Raw genomic sequence first — 15,049 nt, 5'->3', positions numbered from 1 at the left:
GCGATATCGGGCTGAACGCCGCCCGGCGGCGCCGGTAGGCTCACCTATCGTGATTGACCTGCGTCTGCTCCGCGAGGACCCCGAGCCGATCCGTGCCAGCCAGCGCCTGCGCGGCGAGCCCACCACGGTGGTCGACGACCTGCTGCGCGCCGATGAGGACCGCCGGGCCGCCACTCAACGCTTCGAGGCCGTGCGGGCGGAGCAGAAATCCCTGGGCAAGCAGGTGCCGAGGGCCACCGGCGACGAACGGGCCGCGCTGCTGGCCCGTACCAAGGAGCTGGCTGCCGAGGTGAAGGCGGCCGAGGCCGCCGCGGCCGACGCCGACCAGGCACTGCGCCAGGCTCAGCTGGCCGTGCCCAACATCGTCGAGGACGGGGTGCCGCCCGGCGGCGAGGACGACTTCGTGGTGCTGCGCGAGGTCGGCCAGATCCCCGACATTCCCGACCCGAAGGACCACCTGGAGCTGGGCGAGGGGCTGCGGGCGATCGACACCGAGCGCGGCGCGAAGGTCTCGGGCTCGCGGTTCTACTACCTGACCGGCGTCGGCGCGCTGCTGCAGCTCGCGCTGCTGCAGATGGCGATCCAGCAGGCGGTCGAGCACGGCTTCACGCCCTCGATCACCCCGGTGCTGGTCAAGCCCGAGTCGATGGAAGGTACGGGCTTCCTCGGCGCGCACGCCAGCGAGATCTACCGGCTGGAGGCCGACGACCTGTATCTCGTGGGGACCTCGGAGGTGGCGCTCGCGGCGTACCACTCGAACGAGATCCTGGAGCTCGACGGCCCGCAGCGGTACGCGGGCTGGTCGTCGTGTTTCCGGCGGGAGGCGGGATCGCACGGCCGGGACGTACGCGGGATCCTGCGGGTGCACCAGTTCGACAAGGTGGAGATGTTCTCGTTCTGCCGCCCGGAGGAGGCGCAGGCGGAGCACCTGAAGCTGCTGGCCATGGAGGAGGAGATGCTGGCCAAGGTCGAGATCCCGTACCGGGTGATCGACGTGGCCGCGGGCGACCTGGGCAGCAGCGCGGCCCGCAAGTACGACTGCGAGGCGTGGGTGCCGTCGCAGCAGCGCTACCGGGAGGTCACCTCGACCTCGAACTGCACCACGTTCCAGGCGCGGCGGCTCAACATCCGCTACCGCGACTCCGACGGCAAGCCGCAGACCGTGGCCACCCTGAACGGCACGCTGGCCACCACCCGCTGGCTCATCCCGATCCTGGAGAACCACCAGCGGCCGGACGGCTCGGTGCAGGTGCCCAAGGCGTTGCAGCCGTTCCTCGGCGGGCGCGACGTCCTGGAACCCGTCCGGTAACTGGATCGGAATCTGGCGGCCACGAAACGTGATGGCCGCCGGTGGTGGGCCGGGTGTAGCCTTCTCCTTCCGCCCTCCGCGGGGGTTTACCACCCTCGGAGGTAGAGATGGTCAAGCCCGGCTTGCCGAAGCTCATCGCGACCGATCTCGACGGCACGCTGGTGCGCAGCGACGACACCGTGTCCCCGTACACCCATGAGGTGCTCGACCGGGTCCGGGCCGCCGGAATCCGGGTGGTCGGGGCCACCGGCCGGGGCCCCCGGCTGACCGGGCTGACCCGCACCGACATCCGCGCCGCGGAATTCCTCGTCCTCGCCCAGGGCGCCTGGGTGATCGACCAGAGCCACCCGGACGAGCCGGTGACCCTGCACACCCGGCGGCTGTCCGGGCGCGCCCTCGCTGGCATCCTGGCCGACCTGGAGGCCGCGGTCGGGCCGCTGTCCGTGCTGGTGGAGGCACTCGACTACGACGACGCCCCGCTGTGGGGCGACCGCGACCCCACCTGGCGCTACCCGGTGGTGATCGAGGAACGGCCGCGGGAGGTCTGCGTGGCCGTGGACGTGATCAAGGCGTTCGCCCGGTGCGCCGACTGCGACGTCGACGACCTGCTGGCCACCGCGCAGCGGATCGTGCCGCCCGAGGTGGCGTCGGTCACCCAGGCCGGCATGAACTACATCGAGATCTGCCCGCCCGGGGTGGACAAGGGCGCGGGCCTCGCGGTGGTCACCCAGTCGATCGGCGTCGATCCCGGTGACGTGCTGGTGTTCGGCGACATGCCCAACGACCTGCCCATGTTCGCCTGGGCGGGCTGGGGGCGGGTGGCGGTGGCCAACGCCCACCCGTCGGTCCTCGCCGCCGCCGACGAGGTGACCCTGGCCAACGACGCCGACGGGGTGGCGGTGTTCCTGGACAAGCTACTGTCGAGGTGATGTCCGCTCCCCCGCCGGTACGCCTCGTCGCCTCCGACATCGACGGCACCCTGATCCGCACCGACGGCTCACTGAGCCCGCGCACTGCCGAAACGCTCGACCGGCTCCACGGCAAGGGGATCCCGACCGTGCTCGTCACCGGTCGCCCGCTGCGCTGGCTGCGCCAGCTCTACGACCAGCTGGCCGAGCCGCTGCCCGCGGTCTGCGCGAACGGGGCGATCGTCTACGACCCCGACACCGATCACGTGCTGCGCGCCGCCCCGCTGGAGGTCGAGCTGCTGCTGGAGGTGACCAAGCGGCTGCGCGAGGCCGTCCCGGACGTCGCGCTGGCCGTCGAGGTCGAGGACGGCCGCAAGTTCTGGTACGAGCAGCGGTGGCCGATGACCTGGGAGGCCGAGCACCGCAACGTCCGGGTCCTCGCGACGCCCGAGGAACTGACGACCGTTCCGGCGGTGAAGCTGCTGGCCCGCTCGGTCACCCAGGCGCCGGACGACTTCTACACCCTGGTCGGCCACACCCTGGCCGGGCTGGCCGAGGCCACGCACTCCTCCTCGTCGGCGCTGGTGGAGATCTCCGCGGCGGGGGTGACCAAGGCGGCCGGGCTGGCCTGGCTGTGCGAGCAGGAGGGGTTCACGGCCGACGACGTCGTGGCGTTCGGGGACATGCCCAACGACGTGCCGATGCTGAGCTGGGCGGGCCGGTCGGTGGCGATGGGCAACGCCCACCCCGCCGTTCGTGAGGTCGCCGACGAGGTGACGCTCACGAACGACGAGGACGGGGTGGCGGCGTACCTGGAGCGGCTGTTTCCGCTCTGATCTTTCGTTACAGGTACTGGCCGGTGCTGTGTGCGGTGCCCTCGCCGCCGGAGCCGGCCTGGCCCGGCATGCCGGGGATGATGCCGTTCGGGCCTACCGGCAGGGCCGGGCGTCCCGAGCGCATCTGCTCCAGTTGCAGGCGGGCCGCCATCTGCTGGGCCACCAGCGCCGCCTGGATGCCGTGGAACAGCCCCTCCAGCCAGCCGACCAGCTGGGCCTGCGCGATGCGCAGCTCGCCCTCGCTGGGCGGGGTGTCGCCGTTGAACGGCAGGGACAGGCGCTCAAGCTCCTCCTGCAGTTCCGGCGCGAGGCCGTCTTCCAGCTCCTTGATCGAGCGGTGGTGGATCTCCCGCAGCCGGCTGCGGCTGGCCTCGTCGAGCGGCGCGGCGCGGACCTCCTCGAGCAGCTGCTTGATCATGCTGCCGATGCGCATGACCTTGGCCGGCTGCTCGATCAGATTGCCGGGGTCCTCCGGGTTGACCTCGCCGTTGGCGTCCACCGTGCCCATCGGGCGGCCGTCGGGACCCACGACGATGACGGAGCCGTCGTCACGCTTCTCAGGGGTGGGGGTGTCGTCGGTCATGCGTTCCATCTTCCCGCACGGCCGCTAGCTATTCGCCACGGGCGTCATGCCGCGACGCGCAGCAGGGCCATAGGATGTGACCTGGCAGCCTGAGGGGGGTCGATGGTACGAACGTTCACCGCCGCGGTGCACCGGGAGGACGACTGGTTTGTCGCCCGCTGTCTGGAGCTGGACGTGGCCAGCCAGGGGGAGATGCGGAAGGTCCTCCAGGCACTCGCCAAGGCTGGCTTCATTCATGACGGGCGATGATCAGGGGCGGAGTTCGGCTACGGCGCACTTGACGCTGCCGCCGCCGCGCTTGAGCTCGGACAGGTCCACGGTCACCGGGGTGTAGCCGGCCGCCCGCACCTTGTCGGCCATGCCGGCCGCCTCGGTGTTGAGCACCACGTTGCGGCCGTCGCTGACCAGGTTCAGGCCGAACGCCTCCGCGTCGGCCCGGTCGGCCAGCACCGCGTCCGGGAAGAGCTGGCGCAGGACCCGCTGCGAGGCGGCGGAGAAGGCGTCCGGGTAGTACGTGACGTTCCGGTCGTCGAGCGCGGCCAGCGCGGTGTCCAGGTGGTAGTACGCCGGGTCGACCAGCTTGAGCGAGACCACCGGGCGGCCCAGGACCTCCTGCGCCTCGGCGTGCGCGGCCGGGTCGGTGCGGAAGCCGTACCCGGCGAGGATCAGCCCGCCGTACGCGTTCGGCAGGTACGCGAAGTCGCCTTCGCCCTCGTTGACGAACGCGGGGTCGGCGAAGCGCCACGCGCCGCTGGCGTAGAAGAGCTGGTGGAAGGCGGCCTCGGCGGCGCGCTGCGGGTGCTTGAAGCGGGCGCCGTACACGGTGCCGTCGACGGAGAACGCGCCGTTGGCGGCGAACACCATGTCGGGCAGGCCGGGCTGCGGGCTCAGCACGTGCACCTGGTGCCCGAGGTCGGCGAGTGTGTCGTGCAGCATCTGCCACTGCTTGAGGGCCAGCACCGGGTCGACCGGAGCGGTGGTGTCCATCCAGGGATTGATGGCGTACTCGACCGTGAAGTGCTCCGGCGGGCACATCAGATATGTCCGGGTACGCGGCATCCGCTCCGTGTGACTCATGAGGTAAAGGGTAGGTACGCTGAGAGGAACGAAACAGGTCGAAGCCTTGCTCGTCGGAGACGAATCGTTGCAGATGGACGCCGTAGACCAGCGAATCATTGCGTTGCTCGTGAATGACGCCCGCGCGTCCTACGCCGAGATCGGGGCCAAGGTGTCCCTGTCGGCGCCGGCCGTGAAGCGCCGCGTCGATCGCCTCCGCTCCAGTGGGGTCATCAAGGGGTTCACCACCGTCATCGAACCGGCCGCCGTGGGCTGGACGACGGAGGCGTTCGTGGAGCTGTTCTGCACCGGCCGGACCACGCCCGCGCAGATCACGGTCGCGACCCGGCGCCACCCCGAGGTGGTCGGGGCGTACACCGTGTCGGGGCAGGCGGACGCGCTGGTGCACCTGCGGGCCGCCGACATCGGCCACCTGGAACAGGCCCTGGAACGGCTGCGGGCCGAGCCGTTCGTCACCTCGACCCGCAGCATGGTGGTGCTGTCCCGGCTCGTCGAGACCCCCACCCAGGTGCCCGCGCCGAACTGAGCCGGTCTGGAAATGAAGCGGAACCGGGCGGGTCCGCCCGACGTCCCACCGACATGCCTGCCCCACGCTGGACCCGCCCGTTGCTCTGCGGCGCCCTCGCCGCCACGCTGCCGCTGAGCGGCTGCACCTCGCGCCCCGCACCGCCCCGGCCGATCAGCACGATCTCCGCCGGGGCGCTGCGGCTCGTGGCCTTCGACTCCTGCCAGCAGCTGCTCGATGACCTGCGTTCGCACACCAGGAAGGCGGTCGGCCCGTGGGGGTTGCCCGGCGCGGGGGTCGCGGACGCCAGGGCGGACAGCGCCCGCGCTGTGGAGAAGGGGGGCGCACCCGCCCCCGCTCCCGCGGCACCGCACTCGGACACCAACAATCACGAGCAGGACGCCGATGAACCGGACATCGTGAAGACCGACGGCCGGCGCATCGTCACCCTGACCAGCGGCAGACTGCAAATCGTCGACGCGGCCAGCCGGAAGACCACCGGCCGCCTGGACCTCCACGTCGCGGGCGACCCGCAACTGCTGCTGGCCGGGGACGTCGCCCTGGTCCTGGTCCGCTCCGCCGACCTGGAGGCCGCGATCGACCGCGTCGGGCCGCCGATGAGAAGTCAGGCGCAGCTGCTCCTCGTCGACCTGCGCGGCACTCCGCGGGTGATCAGCCGCTACACCGGCGACGGCACGCTGGTCGACGCCCGGCAGACCGGGACGGTGGCCCGGGTGGTGCTGCGATCGATGCCGGAGATCCAGATGCCGGATCGACCCGAGAGCGTCGAGGGCGATCGGACGGCGGCCAACCGTACGGCCGTCGGCCGCGCGCCGCTGAGCGCCTGGCTGCCCGACTGGTCCGTCACGACGGGCTCCGCCACGACCTCCGGCCAGGTCGGCTGCGACCGGGTCAGCCGGCCCGCCGACTTCTCCGGCACCTCCCTGCTCACCGTGCTGACGTTCGACCTGAACGCGCCCGCGCTCACCGACGGGGACCCGGTCACGGTGGTGGCCGACGCCGACACCGTGTACGGCACGGCCACCAGCCTCTACCTGGCCGGCGACCAGCGGTGGCGATACGACACCGGGCCCGAACCCTTCAGCACACCGAAGGCCGGGAACACTGACATCTTCCGCCTGGAGCTCACCGGCGCCGACCGTCCCCGGTACGCGGCCGCCGGATCCGTTCCGGGCCGGCTCGTCAACCAGTACGCGCTGTCGGAGTGGGACGGGCGCCTGCGCGTCGCGACGACCGACGACAGCACGTCCGCCTCCGCCGTCCGGGTGCTGGAGCAGCGCGGGGACACCCTCGCACCGGTCGGCGTCGTGGACGGTCTGGGCCACGGCGAACGGATCTACTCGGTACGGTTCATCGGCCCGCGCGGCTACGTGGTCACCTTCCGGCAGACCGACCCGCTGTACGCGGTCGACCTCGCCGACCCGGCGCACCCCGCCGTCACGGGCCAACTCAAGATCACCGGCTACTCGGCGCACCTGCAGCCGGTCGGCGAGGGGCGGCTCATCGGCGTCGGCCAGGAGGCGGACACCGCGGGGCGGGTGACCGGCACCCAGGTGTCGCTGTTCGACACCACCGATCCGGCCCACCCCAGGCGCCTGGCCCAGCACCACATCGCGGACGGCCAGTCCGAGGCGGAATGGGACCCGCACGCCCTGCTGTGGTGGCCCACCACGCAACTGCTCGTGGTGCCGGTCACGACGTACGATCCGCGTGGCCGCAGCATTCCCACCGCGTCGGCGCTGGCCCTGCGGGTGACCGACGGCGGGCTGACCGAGGTCGGCAGGATCGCGCAGCCGCGGGTGGTGGACGCCGTCGCCCCGGCCGTGCGGCGCACGCTGGTGGTCGGTGACGTGCTGTGGACCGTCTCCGACTCCGGCCTGCAGGCCTCGGGCCTGTCCACGATGGACCGCCTGGCCTGGCTCCCGGCGTGACAACGGGCGCGGCCCGCCACCACGGACCCAGATCGTCATCTGAAGTCGCCGGTGGCGGGCCGCGCCCGCCTCACATCAGCGCGAGGAGCACTGCACCCCGTGCAGCACCGACGAATGCACCGCCTCGTCGAACATGCCGATCGGCACGATGGTCAGCCGGAAGTCGTGCTTGCCGGTGCCCGTGCAGTCGTACATCACTCTGGTGTCGCTGCGGTCCCGCTTCACCTCGGAACGCGCGACGACCTCCCAGCCCCAGAAGCGGCTGCGCTCGACGGAGACCTGGATGGTCGTCCCGCCACAACCGCTGCGGTCGTTCACCCGGCCCGTGCCGCTGACAAAGTCGACGGACTCGCTGATGCGGCTGACAGCCAGCCGGCAGTGCGGGTTTCCCGGGTCGGTGGCGGCGCTCGCCGCGCTCGGCACGAGCACACCGATGGCGGTGGCCACGGCGGCCGTCGCCGCGGCGATCGTCTTTCGTCCCGGCCGCATCAGAACAGCTTCACGCGGGACGAGGTGCGGACGTTGGTTCCGTTGGTCACGATGACCTTCGTCTCCAGCATCGAGATCCGCCCGTCGCTGGACGCCGAGAACGTCTCGTCCGAGACCGAGATCTTGCACTTGTCCGTGTTCTTGCAGGTGTGCTTCAGGGAGACGTTCATGTCGGTCTTCTCGCCGTTGCAGGTGATGCTGGCGTTGACCCCCGGGGCGCCGCCGGAAACACCGCCACCGACGGTGCCGCCGCAGGACAGCCGCTTGCCCTCGGCGTGGAACTGCAGTTCCACGGTGATCTTCGGGACGGACTTGCCGCGACCCGCGGGGCCGCAGTCGTAGGCCGTGCCGGTGGCGATCGAGGTGACCGTCACATCGCCGCCCTCGCTGCTGATCTTCGTCGTCGAGTTGTTCGCCTGCAGGAACGACTCGTACGTGTCGGAGGCCTTGGCCTTGTAGCAACCGGAGTGACCGGTCTTACCTTCCTTGGCCCAGGCCGCAGCGGGAACGGCGATGATGCCGAGGGCCACGACCGGGGCGAGGACCGCCTTCATGAGGAACGTCTTCATACACCTCTCCAAGCACACAATTGCACCAGTCGGCCAGGGCTTCGCGCCCATTCAACCGGGTGATCGCCGTGGGCGGCTCAACGACTCCGGAGCCGCGTACGGATTACTTCCAGACCTGCAGGACCAGGAGCCGGTAGCCCGGCGAGTCGGACTGGCACCGCCAGTCGGTGTAGGCATCCTTCTTGTCCTTGTTGACGGCCTTCTTGCCCTCGGCCTCACAAGTGGACTTGTTCCGGTACCAACCCACGTCGTACCAGGCCCCTGCGGCTTGAGCCGCGGTACCCGGGATCAGCGCCCCGGCCGTCAGGACAGCGGCCGTGGCCGCACCGAACAGTCCTTTGCGGATTCTGCTCATGACACCCCGATTCGATTTCGTCGCGCGCTTCTATCGTTCCCCCGCCGTGACTGTGGAACTCAGGAGGGGCATGAGCGCGAGCCGCAGGCAAAGTAGCAAATCAATTGATGTCCACGGTTTGACGCATTGCCCCGACGAACTACAAAGTCCTCAAAAAGGACAGTGAACAATATCACCGTAATTTGACGTCAATCAATGCAGGCAGTTCGGCGACGATTCGGGGCGACAATTCACCTATGTGGACCGACGAGTATCCGGTATCGCGATACCGGTCCGCAGCCACGTGGGGTGTGCCTACAGATACATACCGGTGCGATGCTCGCCGTCGGTCCGGCCCGCGGGCTTGTCGCCCTCGCCGAAGAAGCGCTTACCGCCGAACTCGCCGTGCAGCCGATCGTCCAGTTCGTCCGCGAGACCGGTCATCACCTGCACCGCCAGCATGAGATGGGTGGCCTGGAAATTGCGGCCGAACACCGGGATGGAGGCCCACACGGTGTCCTGGGCGCAGTACAGGCGACCGATCGGCATGCGGTTGGTCAGCTCGGACAGCTTGACGTACAGCTGCTCGGTCGGCTCGACCTCCGTGAGGATCGGGGAGAACACGTCCACCAGCGGTGGATTGTCGCGGACCCGGACGAACACCATCGCCGACCCGGCCCGGATGCCGATGTCGCCGTCGGTGTCGACCTGCAACTGGTCCACTGTGGTCTTCGACATCGTGGCGACGACCGTGCGGACCCGCTCCTCCAGCGGAACGACCTCGTCGGCCGCGTTCGCCAGCGCCTCGGTCAACACGCCGTCCTCGTCGAGGTCGGCGAGGTCGATGGCCTGGCCGACGCCCGGCTCGTGCCGGGCCGTGCCCAGCGGCGGGCTCTCGAGCGGCTCGTCCTGTTCGTCGTGCACCAGATAGACCAGGAACGCGGGGTGCGGTGCGCCGTACACGTCGCGCAGCGTGCGGGTGACGACCGTGGCGAGCCGGTTCGCGGCGGACACCTCGGTGCGCAGACCGAACGAGTCACCCGAGCCGGGCAGCACCCCGGGCGGCGACCAGCCGAGCGCGACCAGGTCCGCCACGGCGGACCGGTCCATCCGAAAACCCTCCGGCAGGGCGGCGTTGCCGACCGCGAGCGCCTCCACCACGCCACCGGAGAGCAATCGCAGGCTCACCGAGTAGATGGCCGCCCCGGTGCCGGACGCGGTGGGGTCGAGGGTGAGGTCGACGTGCGCGCCGGGGGAGAGCGTGGGCAGCAGAGCGGCGAGCGCACCGGCGAACTCACGCCAGGCCTCGGTCACTTTGGCCCGCAGGTCAGCCGTTGTCGGCTCGTCGAGCAGGCCGCCTTCGGGCTGCTCGTGCGCGTCATCCACGGTCATGATCGCCACCTCCGTCCCCGTCACCCTACCGAGCGGCGAGCTCGGGATTCACGGGGTCGGTGGGTCGGCGACGACGGGCTGTGCGCCCGCCCGCTGCGGCCAGGCCAGGGCCAGGGCCCGGATCCGCGCGGCGACGTCGGCCGGGTCGGCGCCGCGCCCCACGGCCAGCCCCATCAGGTACGCCGTGACCGGCGCGCCCGGCCGCAGCACCTGGTGGGCGACGTCACGGGCGACGTCGAGCAGCGCCGCGGTGTCGACCTCGGCGGGTGCCACGCCGACCTCGGCACCAGCCGCCGCCAGCCAGGCCTCCAGCTCATTCATCGCATTCACTCCCCGGCCACCTGGTCGCCCGGGTGGCCCTGATCGTCGGGTCGGGGGACGGGCAGGCGGTCGGACTCCACGCCTCACCGACGGCGAGGAGGATCATCGAGCCCGCAGAACTCATCGAGCCCACTGTTCGGCCGCGCGCAGGTCGTCGTCGGTGTCGCAGTCGAACCAGGGTGGCGGACCCGGCCGTCGCCACGAGACGTCTATGAAGCTCAGCTCGTCGAGCAGCTCACGCATGGGTGCGCCGTGCAGGTCGCCCCGTTTGCCGGCCAGCCGGTCGACGGCGTCGCGCAACGCGGCCGTACGCCACACCCCGCACAGCGACTGGCGGCGGCCCTCGGCGTCGCGGTACAGCGCGCCCTGCATGGGTGCGGACTCCACCGTGAGACGCAACACATCGACCGCCTCGCCGGTGAGCAGCGGCAGGTCCGCGGCCAGCAACGCGGTCAGCGAGACATCCGCCGGAACGAGGGCCAGCCCCGCCGCCGTCGCCGCCACCGGACCTCCACCGGGCGGGTCCTCGCGCGTGGAATCGACGTGTACGGGCAGATCGGGAGGCACCGGGCCGACCACCACTCGCGGGTCGGCGTCGTGCACCGCAGCGAGCACCCGGGTCAGCATGGACTGCCCCGCGACCGTCAATGCCGGCTTGTCCGCTCCGCCCATTCGACGCGCCGCACCACCGGCCAGAACCACCGCAGCAAATCCCCCCACGTACGTACCGTATCCCGGCCGGGACAGGAGCGTGACCGCACCGGGAACCCTGCCGCTGCACGGCATAGGGTCGGACCATGGCGCGCACGATGAACCGGCGACCGGTGCTCCGCATCGATCTCGACTCCGCGGGCGCGCCCCGGCACCGGCCGGACGACCTGGCGGCCGAGGAGCCGCTGGAGATCCGGGTCCGGCGGGCACCGCTGACGGTCACGATGCGCACCCCCGGCCAGGACATCGATCTCGCGCTGGGCTTCCTGTTCACCGAGGGCGTCATCCGGGGCGCCGCGGACGTGGTCACCGCCCAGCTCTGCGCCGGGACCGACGCTCCGAACACGTACAACGTGATCGACGTCGTGCTCGGCCCGGACGTGCCGCCGCCGGTGACGGACCCGAGCCGGAACTTCACCACCACCAGCGGGTGCGGGGTATGCGGCAAGGCCAGCATCGACGCGGTACGAACCCGGTCGCGGTTCGCGCTCACCGAGGATCCGGTCACCATCGGTGCGCACATGCTGGCCGAGCTGCCCGGCCGCCTGCGGACCGCGCAGCGCACCTTCGACCGCACCGGCGGTCTGCATGCGGCCGGGCTGTTCGACCCCGACGGCACGCTGGTCGTGTTGCGCGAGGACGTGGGACGGCACAACGCCGTGGACAAGGTGGTCGGGTGGGCACTGCGCGAGGGCCGGCTGCCGCTGCGTGGGCACCTGCTGCTCGTCTCCGGCCGGGCCAGCTTCGAGCTGACCCAGAAGGCGTGGATGGCGGGGCTGCCCGTGCTGGCGGCCGTCTCCGCGCCCAGCACGCTGGCCGTGGAGCTGGCCGAGGAGGCCGAGATGACACTGGTGGGATTCCTGCGTGGCCGCTCGATGAACGTCTACACCGCCCCCCACCGCGTCACCTGCTGACCTCGCTCGAGATCTTGGTCAGTTCGCGCCCCCGGGCGGGCGGAAACCGACCAAGATCCGGCCAAGCTGGAGTCCGGACCTGGCGGGCGAGCGCGGATTGTCAGGCCGGTGCCGGGCCATCGGGCACGACGACACGGGGCCAGCCCGTGACCGCCGCGGGGTCGACGGCGTAACCGAGGACGTCCTCCAGCAGCCGTGCCATCGGGTACCGGGGATCCTGCACCAGCGCCCGGTCCACCGCGACGCGCGCCAGCGCACCGAGCCCCGCCCGCCACGCCGCGAACGCGGCTAATCTTCTAAACACCTCATCAGGCGAGGAGGACCGATGCGGGCGTCGCTCAATGTGCGACTCAGCAAGGCGGCAGGCAGCACCAACATGTCCCGGGACGGCATGATCGCCGACCTGCGCGCCCTGTGCGCGCGGGAAGGCTTCGAGGAGATCGCCCTCCACGTCGATGACGGCTACACGGGCTCACTGCGGGACCGGCCGGGGTTTCAGGCATGGCTCGCCGATGCCCGCGAGGGGCGCGCTGACGTCCTCATCGCGTGGCACGTAGACCGGATGACGCGAGAGGGCCTGAACGTCGCAGCAGCGCTCCTGGACGTGGTCGAGGGCAAGGACCCGGCCACCGGCAAGATCGTCAGTCCACCAGTCCGGCTCATGGACACCAAGGGGCTCGACTCAGCGGACGGCGAAGCGTTCCGGATGTTGTTCGTTATCCGGGCGGAGATCGCTCGGGCGGAGCGGGAGCGGATGCGTGACCGCACCCGATCGGCAGTCGACCGCCTGCGGCGGGCCGGGCGGTGGCCTGGCGGTGCTCCCCCGTACGGCTATCGCGTCGTCCCTGCGGCGAACGGGGTCGGGAAGACGCTGGCGGTCGAGCCGACCGAAGCCGCTGTCGTCCAAGAGGCGGCTCACATGATCTTGGCTGGGCACAGCCTGGGACGGGTGACGCGCTGGCTCAACGAGCGCGGACATAAGCCCCGGTTCTCGAACACCTGGCGCCGGGTCTCACTGACCCAGATGCTGACCGGTGACGCCCTAACGGGCGCCGTCAGCATCGGCGGCAAAGTGCTACGGGACGACACCGGCAAGCGGTTCACGCCGTTTCCCGAGGTGCTTGACCTGCCAACGGTGCTTGCCCTTCGTAAGGCGCTCGCGCCAAAGGCGGCGGCGGGGCCACGCGGCCGGGCGCCCGCCCGCCTGCTGAGCGGGATCATCACGTGCGGATCGTGCGGGGCGCGGCTCTATGTCGCCACCCCGGGCCGGGATCGGGGAATCGTCTATAGGTGCAACGCGCGAGGTCAGGGGCAGCTCTGCTCGCGGTCCGTGCACATCGACGCGCCGCGGGTTGAGGAGTTCGTCGCCGGGGAGTTCTTGGCATCCTTTGCCCATGTGCCGATGACCGTCGAGCGTGTCACGGTGACCGGTGACGGCGATCTCGCAGAAATCGATGACCGTATCTCGGCCGCTCTCGCGGACATGGCGATGGCGGCGACGCCAGAAGCCTTCGCTCAGCTACAGGAGTTGCAAGCGGAACGGGCGCGAATCGAGGCCGCACCACGCAGAACTGTCGTTGAGCGGGTGCCCACCGGGCTCACGCTGGGCCAGGAGTGGGACCGACGAGGCACCGAAGGTCGCCGCGAACTGCTTACCGACGCTGTCGGGGTCCTGGCGGCCAATCCTGGGCGACCGACTGGGCGCCAGGGGTTCGACTCCAGTCGAGTGCTGCTCCGCTGGGCCGAGGGCGATCCGGACCTCGAATGAGAGCCAGACGCACGAGGCCCCGCCCGGAGACTTCCGGTGCGGGGCCTCTGACGTTCACCGACCTTGGGCCACGATTCTGACTGGTCTACCAGGAAGGGCAACCTCGCCGTGCGTCGGCGCGTTGCGGCGTCGGCGCTGGTCGTCGGGCTTGGGGGTGTGCAGTGTGCCGCGAGCCATTGGTCCTCCTTTCACATCACCCATCGATAGGGCTTGGTCAATCTCGGCCGGTTCAGCCACTACCGCCCCGTCCACGAGTGCCCGCCCGCGGATACCCTGCACGGGTGACAGCCGGTCGCCGCCCACCGCATAGTGGAACGGTCAGGCACTGTCGAGCGTCCGCCGGTCCGCGGTCGGTTCGGCGGGCTACCCCCACCCGCCAGGGAGAACATCGATGGACCCCGTCGGCACCGGCGCCGGGCCGGTACACCGCTTCGCGGTGAGCACCGACGACCCGCAGGAAGCCGTCGAGATCGTGCGGAGCATCTACGCCGACACGCGGATAAGGATCTCCGGTGACGAAGCCACGTTCTCCTACCGTCACCACACCGTGCAGGCGGGATCGCTGGCGGTGGACACGGTGCGGCAGCCGATGAGCGTCGACATCGAATGTCCGCCGTTCGACTCCCTGTGTGTCATCGCCCTGCGCGGCGGACAGTCCAGCTTCCGTGTCGGCACCGAGCAGACACAGGTCGGGCCGGGTGACGTTGCGGCGAACCCGGTCGGGGTGCCGTTCTCTGGGTCTGTCCGCGATGTTGACACGATGATCCTGCGTATGCCGGTCGCGCCGGTCGCGGCCCGCGCCGGACTGGATCCAGACCGGTTCCGGCTCACCTCCGTGGTCCCGTTCAGCCCGGCCCTGGGCCGCCACTTCCGGTCCACCATGGACTACGTGCACCGTTCGCTGCAGGCCGAGGACACCGCCTTGATGCATCCCCTGGTCCTGGCCGGGGTGATCGACCTGATGGCCAGTGCGGTCCTAGCGACGTTTCCGCACGCCTGTGACCATGAGGGTCGGCCGTGGATCGGGGCCGCTGCGGTCCGCCGCGCGGTGGCGTTCATCGAGGCGAACCTGGCCCAGCCGATGACCATCGGCGACATCGCCGCCGCGGCCGGGGTCAGTGTCCGCGCCCTGCAACAGGGCTTCCGTGAGCAGTTGGGCGTCTCGCCGGTGGGCTACCTGCGGCGTGTCCGCCTGGCCCACGCCCACGACGAGCTGCGCGCGGCCGACCCGGCCCGCACCGGGGTGTCCCGGGTCGCGCATCGTTGGGGCTTTGGCCACCTGGGCCGGTTCGCGGGCTATTACCGCGCCGTCTACGGGTGCCCGCCCTCGGAGACCCTCCACAGGTGACAGCCAGTGGCCTCGTCAGTTGGCGCGGGGCAT

At 70.7% G+C, this 15,049-nt stretch carries 18 protein-coding genes; 9 read left to right on the top strand and 9 right to left on the bottom strand.

The window, feature by feature from the left end:
* The first annotated feature begins 49 nt into the window (after positions 1-49).
* The 3 genes from serS to ACMCNO_RS01390 all read left to right on the top strand — a co-directional run bounded on the left by serS (position 50) and on the right by ACMCNO_RS01390 (position 3,053).
* A complete protein-coding gene (gene serS / locus ACMCNO_RS01400; RefSeq protein WP_412747613.1) occupies positions 50-1,309 on the top strand; it encodes a serine--tRNA ligase in 1,260 nt (419 codons plus the stop codon).
* Between the two features lie 107 nt (positions 1,310-1,416).
* Positions 1,417-2,238, top strand: coding sequence for an HAD family hydrolase (locus ACMCNO_RS01395; RefSeq protein ID WP_412747612.1), 822 nt, complete (start codon positions 1,417-1,419; stop codon positions 2,236-2,238).
* Entirely contained in the window at positions 2,238-3,053 is an 816-nt protein-coding gene (locus ACMCNO_RS01390; protein ID WP_412747611.1) for an HAD family hydrolase, read from the top strand. The genes ACMCNO_RS01395 and ACMCNO_RS01390 overlap by 1 nt, the downstream gene beginning before the upstream one ends.
* A 7-nt stretch (positions 3,054-3,060) precedes the next feature.
* Here the strand turns inward: ACMCNO_RS01390 and ACMCNO_RS01385 are convergent, their stop codons facing one another.
* Entirely contained in the window at positions 3,061-3,636 is a 576-nt protein-coding gene (locus tag ACMCNO_RS01385; RefSeq protein ID WP_412747610.1) for a bacterial proteasome activator family protein, read from the bottom strand.
* A gap of 102 nt (positions 3,637-3,738) precedes the next feature.
* Between ACMCNO_RS01385 and ACMCNO_RS01380 the strand changes: the two genes are divergently transcribed.
* Positions 3,739-3,885, top strand: coding sequence for a hypothetical protein (locus ACMCNO_RS01380; RefSeq protein WP_412747609.1), 147 nt, complete (start codon positions 3,739-3,741; stop codon positions 3,883-3,885).
* On the opposite strand, the gene ddaH is transcribed toward ACMCNO_RS01380, so the two are convergent.
* Positions 3,886-4,713, bottom strand: a complete 828-nt coding sequence (gene ddaH, locus ACMCNO_RS01375) for a dimethylargininase (RefSeq protein WP_412747608.1) — start codon at positions 4,711-4,713, stop codon at positions 3,886-3,888.
* A gap of 67 nt (positions 4,714-4,780) precedes the next feature.
* Between ddaH and ACMCNO_RS01370 the strand changes: the two genes are divergently transcribed.
* Together ACMCNO_RS01370 and ACMCNO_RS01365 are read left to right on the top strand one after the other, a co-directional pair.
* Positions 4,781-5,239 carry an Lrp/AsnC family transcriptional regulator gene (locus ACMCNO_RS01370; RefSeq protein WP_412753577.1) on the top strand — a complete coding sequence of 153 codons (459 nt, stop codon included), beginning with the start codon at positions 4,781-4,783 and terminating at the stop codon, positions 5,237-5,239.
* A gap of 53 nt (positions 5,240-5,292) precedes the next feature.
* Positions 5,293-7,170, top strand: a complete 1,878-nt coding sequence (locus ACMCNO_RS01365; RefSeq protein ID WP_412747607.1) for a beta-propeller domain-containing protein — start codon at positions 5,293-5,295, stop codon at positions 7,168-7,170.
* Positions 7,171-7,245: 75 nt separating this feature from the next.
* Here the strand turns inward: ACMCNO_RS01365 and ACMCNO_RS01360 are convergent, their stop codons facing one another.
* The 6 genes from ACMCNO_RS01360 to ACMCNO_RS01335 form a co-directional block, all read right to left on the bottom strand.
* Positions 7,246-7,659: a hypothetical protein gene (locus tag ACMCNO_RS01360; RefSeq protein ID WP_412747606.1), complete on the bottom strand. Its 414-nt coding sequence runs from the start codon at positions 7,657-7,659 to the stop codon at positions 7,246-7,248.
* On the bottom strand, positions 7,659-8,228 hold the full coding sequence (locus ACMCNO_RS01355) for a hypothetical protein (RefSeq protein WP_412747605.1): 570 nt from the start codon (positions 8,226-8,228) through the stop codon (positions 7,659-7,661). Before ACMCNO_RS01355 ends, ACMCNO_RS01360 begins: the two co-directional genes overlap by 1 nt.
* Positions 8,229-8,331: 103 nt before the next feature.
* On the bottom strand, positions 8,332-8,583 hold the full coding sequence (locus ACMCNO_RS01350; RefSeq protein WP_412747604.1) for a hypothetical protein: 252 nt from the start codon (positions 8,581-8,583) through the stop codon (positions 8,332-8,334).
* Positions 8,584-8,877: 294 nt separating this feature from the next.
* Positions 8,878-9,954, bottom strand: coding sequence for a T3SS (YopN, CesT) and YbjN peptide-binding chaperone 1 (locus ACMCNO_RS01345; protein WP_412747603.1), 1,077 nt, complete (start codon positions 9,952-9,954; stop codon positions 8,878-8,880).
* 48 nt (positions 9,955-10,002) lie between these two features.
* Positions 10,003-10,275, bottom strand: coding sequence for a DUF6457 domain-containing protein (locus ACMCNO_RS01340; RefSeq protein WP_412747602.1), 273 nt, complete (start codon positions 10,273-10,275; stop codon positions 10,003-10,005).
* Positions 10,276-10,395: 120 nt separating this feature from the next.
* Positions 10,396-10,995 (bottom strand): molybdenum cofactor guanylyltransferase, encoded by a 600-nt coding sequence (locus ACMCNO_RS01335; RefSeq protein WP_412747601.1) that lies wholly within the window; start codon positions 10,993-10,995, stop codon positions 10,396-10,398.
* Positions 10,996-11,072: 77 nt separating this feature from the next.
* Here ACMCNO_RS01335 and fdhD point away from each other — a divergent pair, with 77 nt between their 5' ends.
* On the top strand, positions 11,073-11,900 hold the full coding sequence (gene fdhD / locus ACMCNO_RS01330; protein WP_412747600.1) for a formate dehydrogenase accessory sulfurtransferase FdhD: 828 nt from the start codon (positions 11,073-11,075) through the stop codon (positions 11,898-11,900).
* 100 nt (positions 11,901-12,000) lie between these two features.
* On the opposite strand, the gene ACMCNO_RS01325 is transcribed toward fdhD, so the two are convergent.
* The gene (locus ACMCNO_RS01325; RefSeq protein ID WP_412747599.1) at positions 12,001-12,204 is read right to left on the bottom strand and encodes a DUF4192 family protein; all 204 of its coding nucleotides are present in this window, start codon (positions 12,202-12,204) and stop codon (positions 12,001-12,003) included.
* 21 nt (positions 12,205-12,225) lie between these two features.
* On the opposite strand from ACMCNO_RS01325, the gene ACMCNO_RS01320 reads away from it, so the two are divergent.
* Entirely contained in the window at positions 12,226-13,668 is a 1,443-nt protein-coding gene (locus ACMCNO_RS01320; RefSeq protein WP_412747598.1) for a recombinase family protein, read from the top strand.
* A 391-nt stretch (positions 13,669-14,059) separates the two neighbouring features.
* Entirely contained in the window at positions 14,060-15,016 is a 957-nt protein-coding gene (locus tag ACMCNO_RS01315; RefSeq protein ID WP_412747597.1) for an AraC family transcriptional regulator, read from the top strand.
* Positions 15,017-15,049: the final 33 nt, after the last annotated feature.

The sequence above is a fragment of the Krasilnikovia sp. M28-CT-15 genome (assembly GCF_047159595.1).
Lineage (GTDB): Bacteria > Actinomycetota > Actinomycetes > Mycobacteriales > Micromonosporaceae > Actinoplanes.
The sequence above is the reverse complement of the archived record's forward strand: the minus strand, read 5'-3'. Positions and strand labels throughout refer to the sequence as shown.

What these genes read in the sequence shown, in the direction of transcription:
- ACMCNO_RS01340 (WP_412747602.1), bottom strand. Translation starts at nt 10,275, where the DNA reads ATGAATGAGCTGGAGGCCTGGCTGGCGGCGGCTGGTGCCGAGGTCGGC.
- ACMCNO_RS01380 (WP_412747609.1), top strand. Translation starts at nt 3,739, where the DNA reads ATGGTACGAACGTTCACCGCCGCGGTGCACCGGGAGGACGACTGGTTT.
- ACMCNO_RS01355 (WP_412747605.1), bottom strand. Translation starts at nt 8,228, where the DNA reads ATGAAGACGTTCCTCATGAAGGCGGTCCTCGCCCCGGTCGTGGCCCTC.
- ACMCNO_RS01365 (WP_412747607.1), top strand. Translation starts at nt 5,293, where the DNA reads ATGCCTGCCCCACGCTGGACCCGCCCGTTGCTCTGCGGCGCCCTCGCC.
- ACMCNO_RS01385 (WP_412747610.1), bottom strand. Translation starts at nt 3,636, where the DNA reads ATGACCGACGACACCCCCACCCCTGAGAAGCGTGACGACGGCTCCGTC.
- ACMCNO_RS01320 (WP_412747598.1), top strand. Translation starts at nt 12,226, where the DNA reads ATGCGGGCGTCGCTCAATGTGCGACTCAGCAAGGCGGCAGGCAGCACC.
- ACMCNO_RS01390 (WP_412747611.1), top strand. Translation starts at nt 2,238, where the DNA reads ATGTCCGCTCCCCCGCCGGTACGCCTCGTCGCCTCCGACATCGACGGC.
- ddaH (WP_412747608.1), bottom strand. Translation starts at nt 4,713, where the DNA reads ATGAGTCACACGGAGCGGATGCCGCGTACCCGGACATATCTGATGTGC.
- ACMCNO_RS01315 (WP_412747597.1), top strand. Translation starts at nt 14,060, where the DNA reads ATGGACCCCGTCGGCACCGGCGCCGGGCCGGTACACCGCTTCGCGGTG.
- ACMCNO_RS01345 (WP_412747603.1), bottom strand. Translation starts at nt 9,954, where the DNA reads ATGACCGTGGATGACGCGCACGAGCAGCCCGAAGGCGGCCTGCTCGAC.
- ACMCNO_RS01360 (WP_412747606.1), bottom strand. Translation starts at nt 7,659, where the DNA reads ATGCGGCCGGGACGAAAGACGATCGCCGCGGCGACGGCCGCCGTGGCC.
- ACMCNO_RS01350 (WP_412747604.1), bottom strand. Translation starts at nt 8,583, where the DNA reads ATGAGCAGAATCCGCAAAGGACTGTTCGGTGCGGCCACGGCCGCTGTC.
- fdhD (WP_412747600.1), top strand. Translation starts at nt 11,073, where the DNA reads ATGGCGCGCACGATGAACCGGCGACCGGTGCTCCGCATCGATCTCGAC.
- ACMCNO_RS01395 (WP_412747612.1), top strand. Translation starts at nt 1,417, where the DNA reads ATGGTCAAGCCCGGCTTGCCGAAGCTCATCGCGACCGATCTCGACGGC.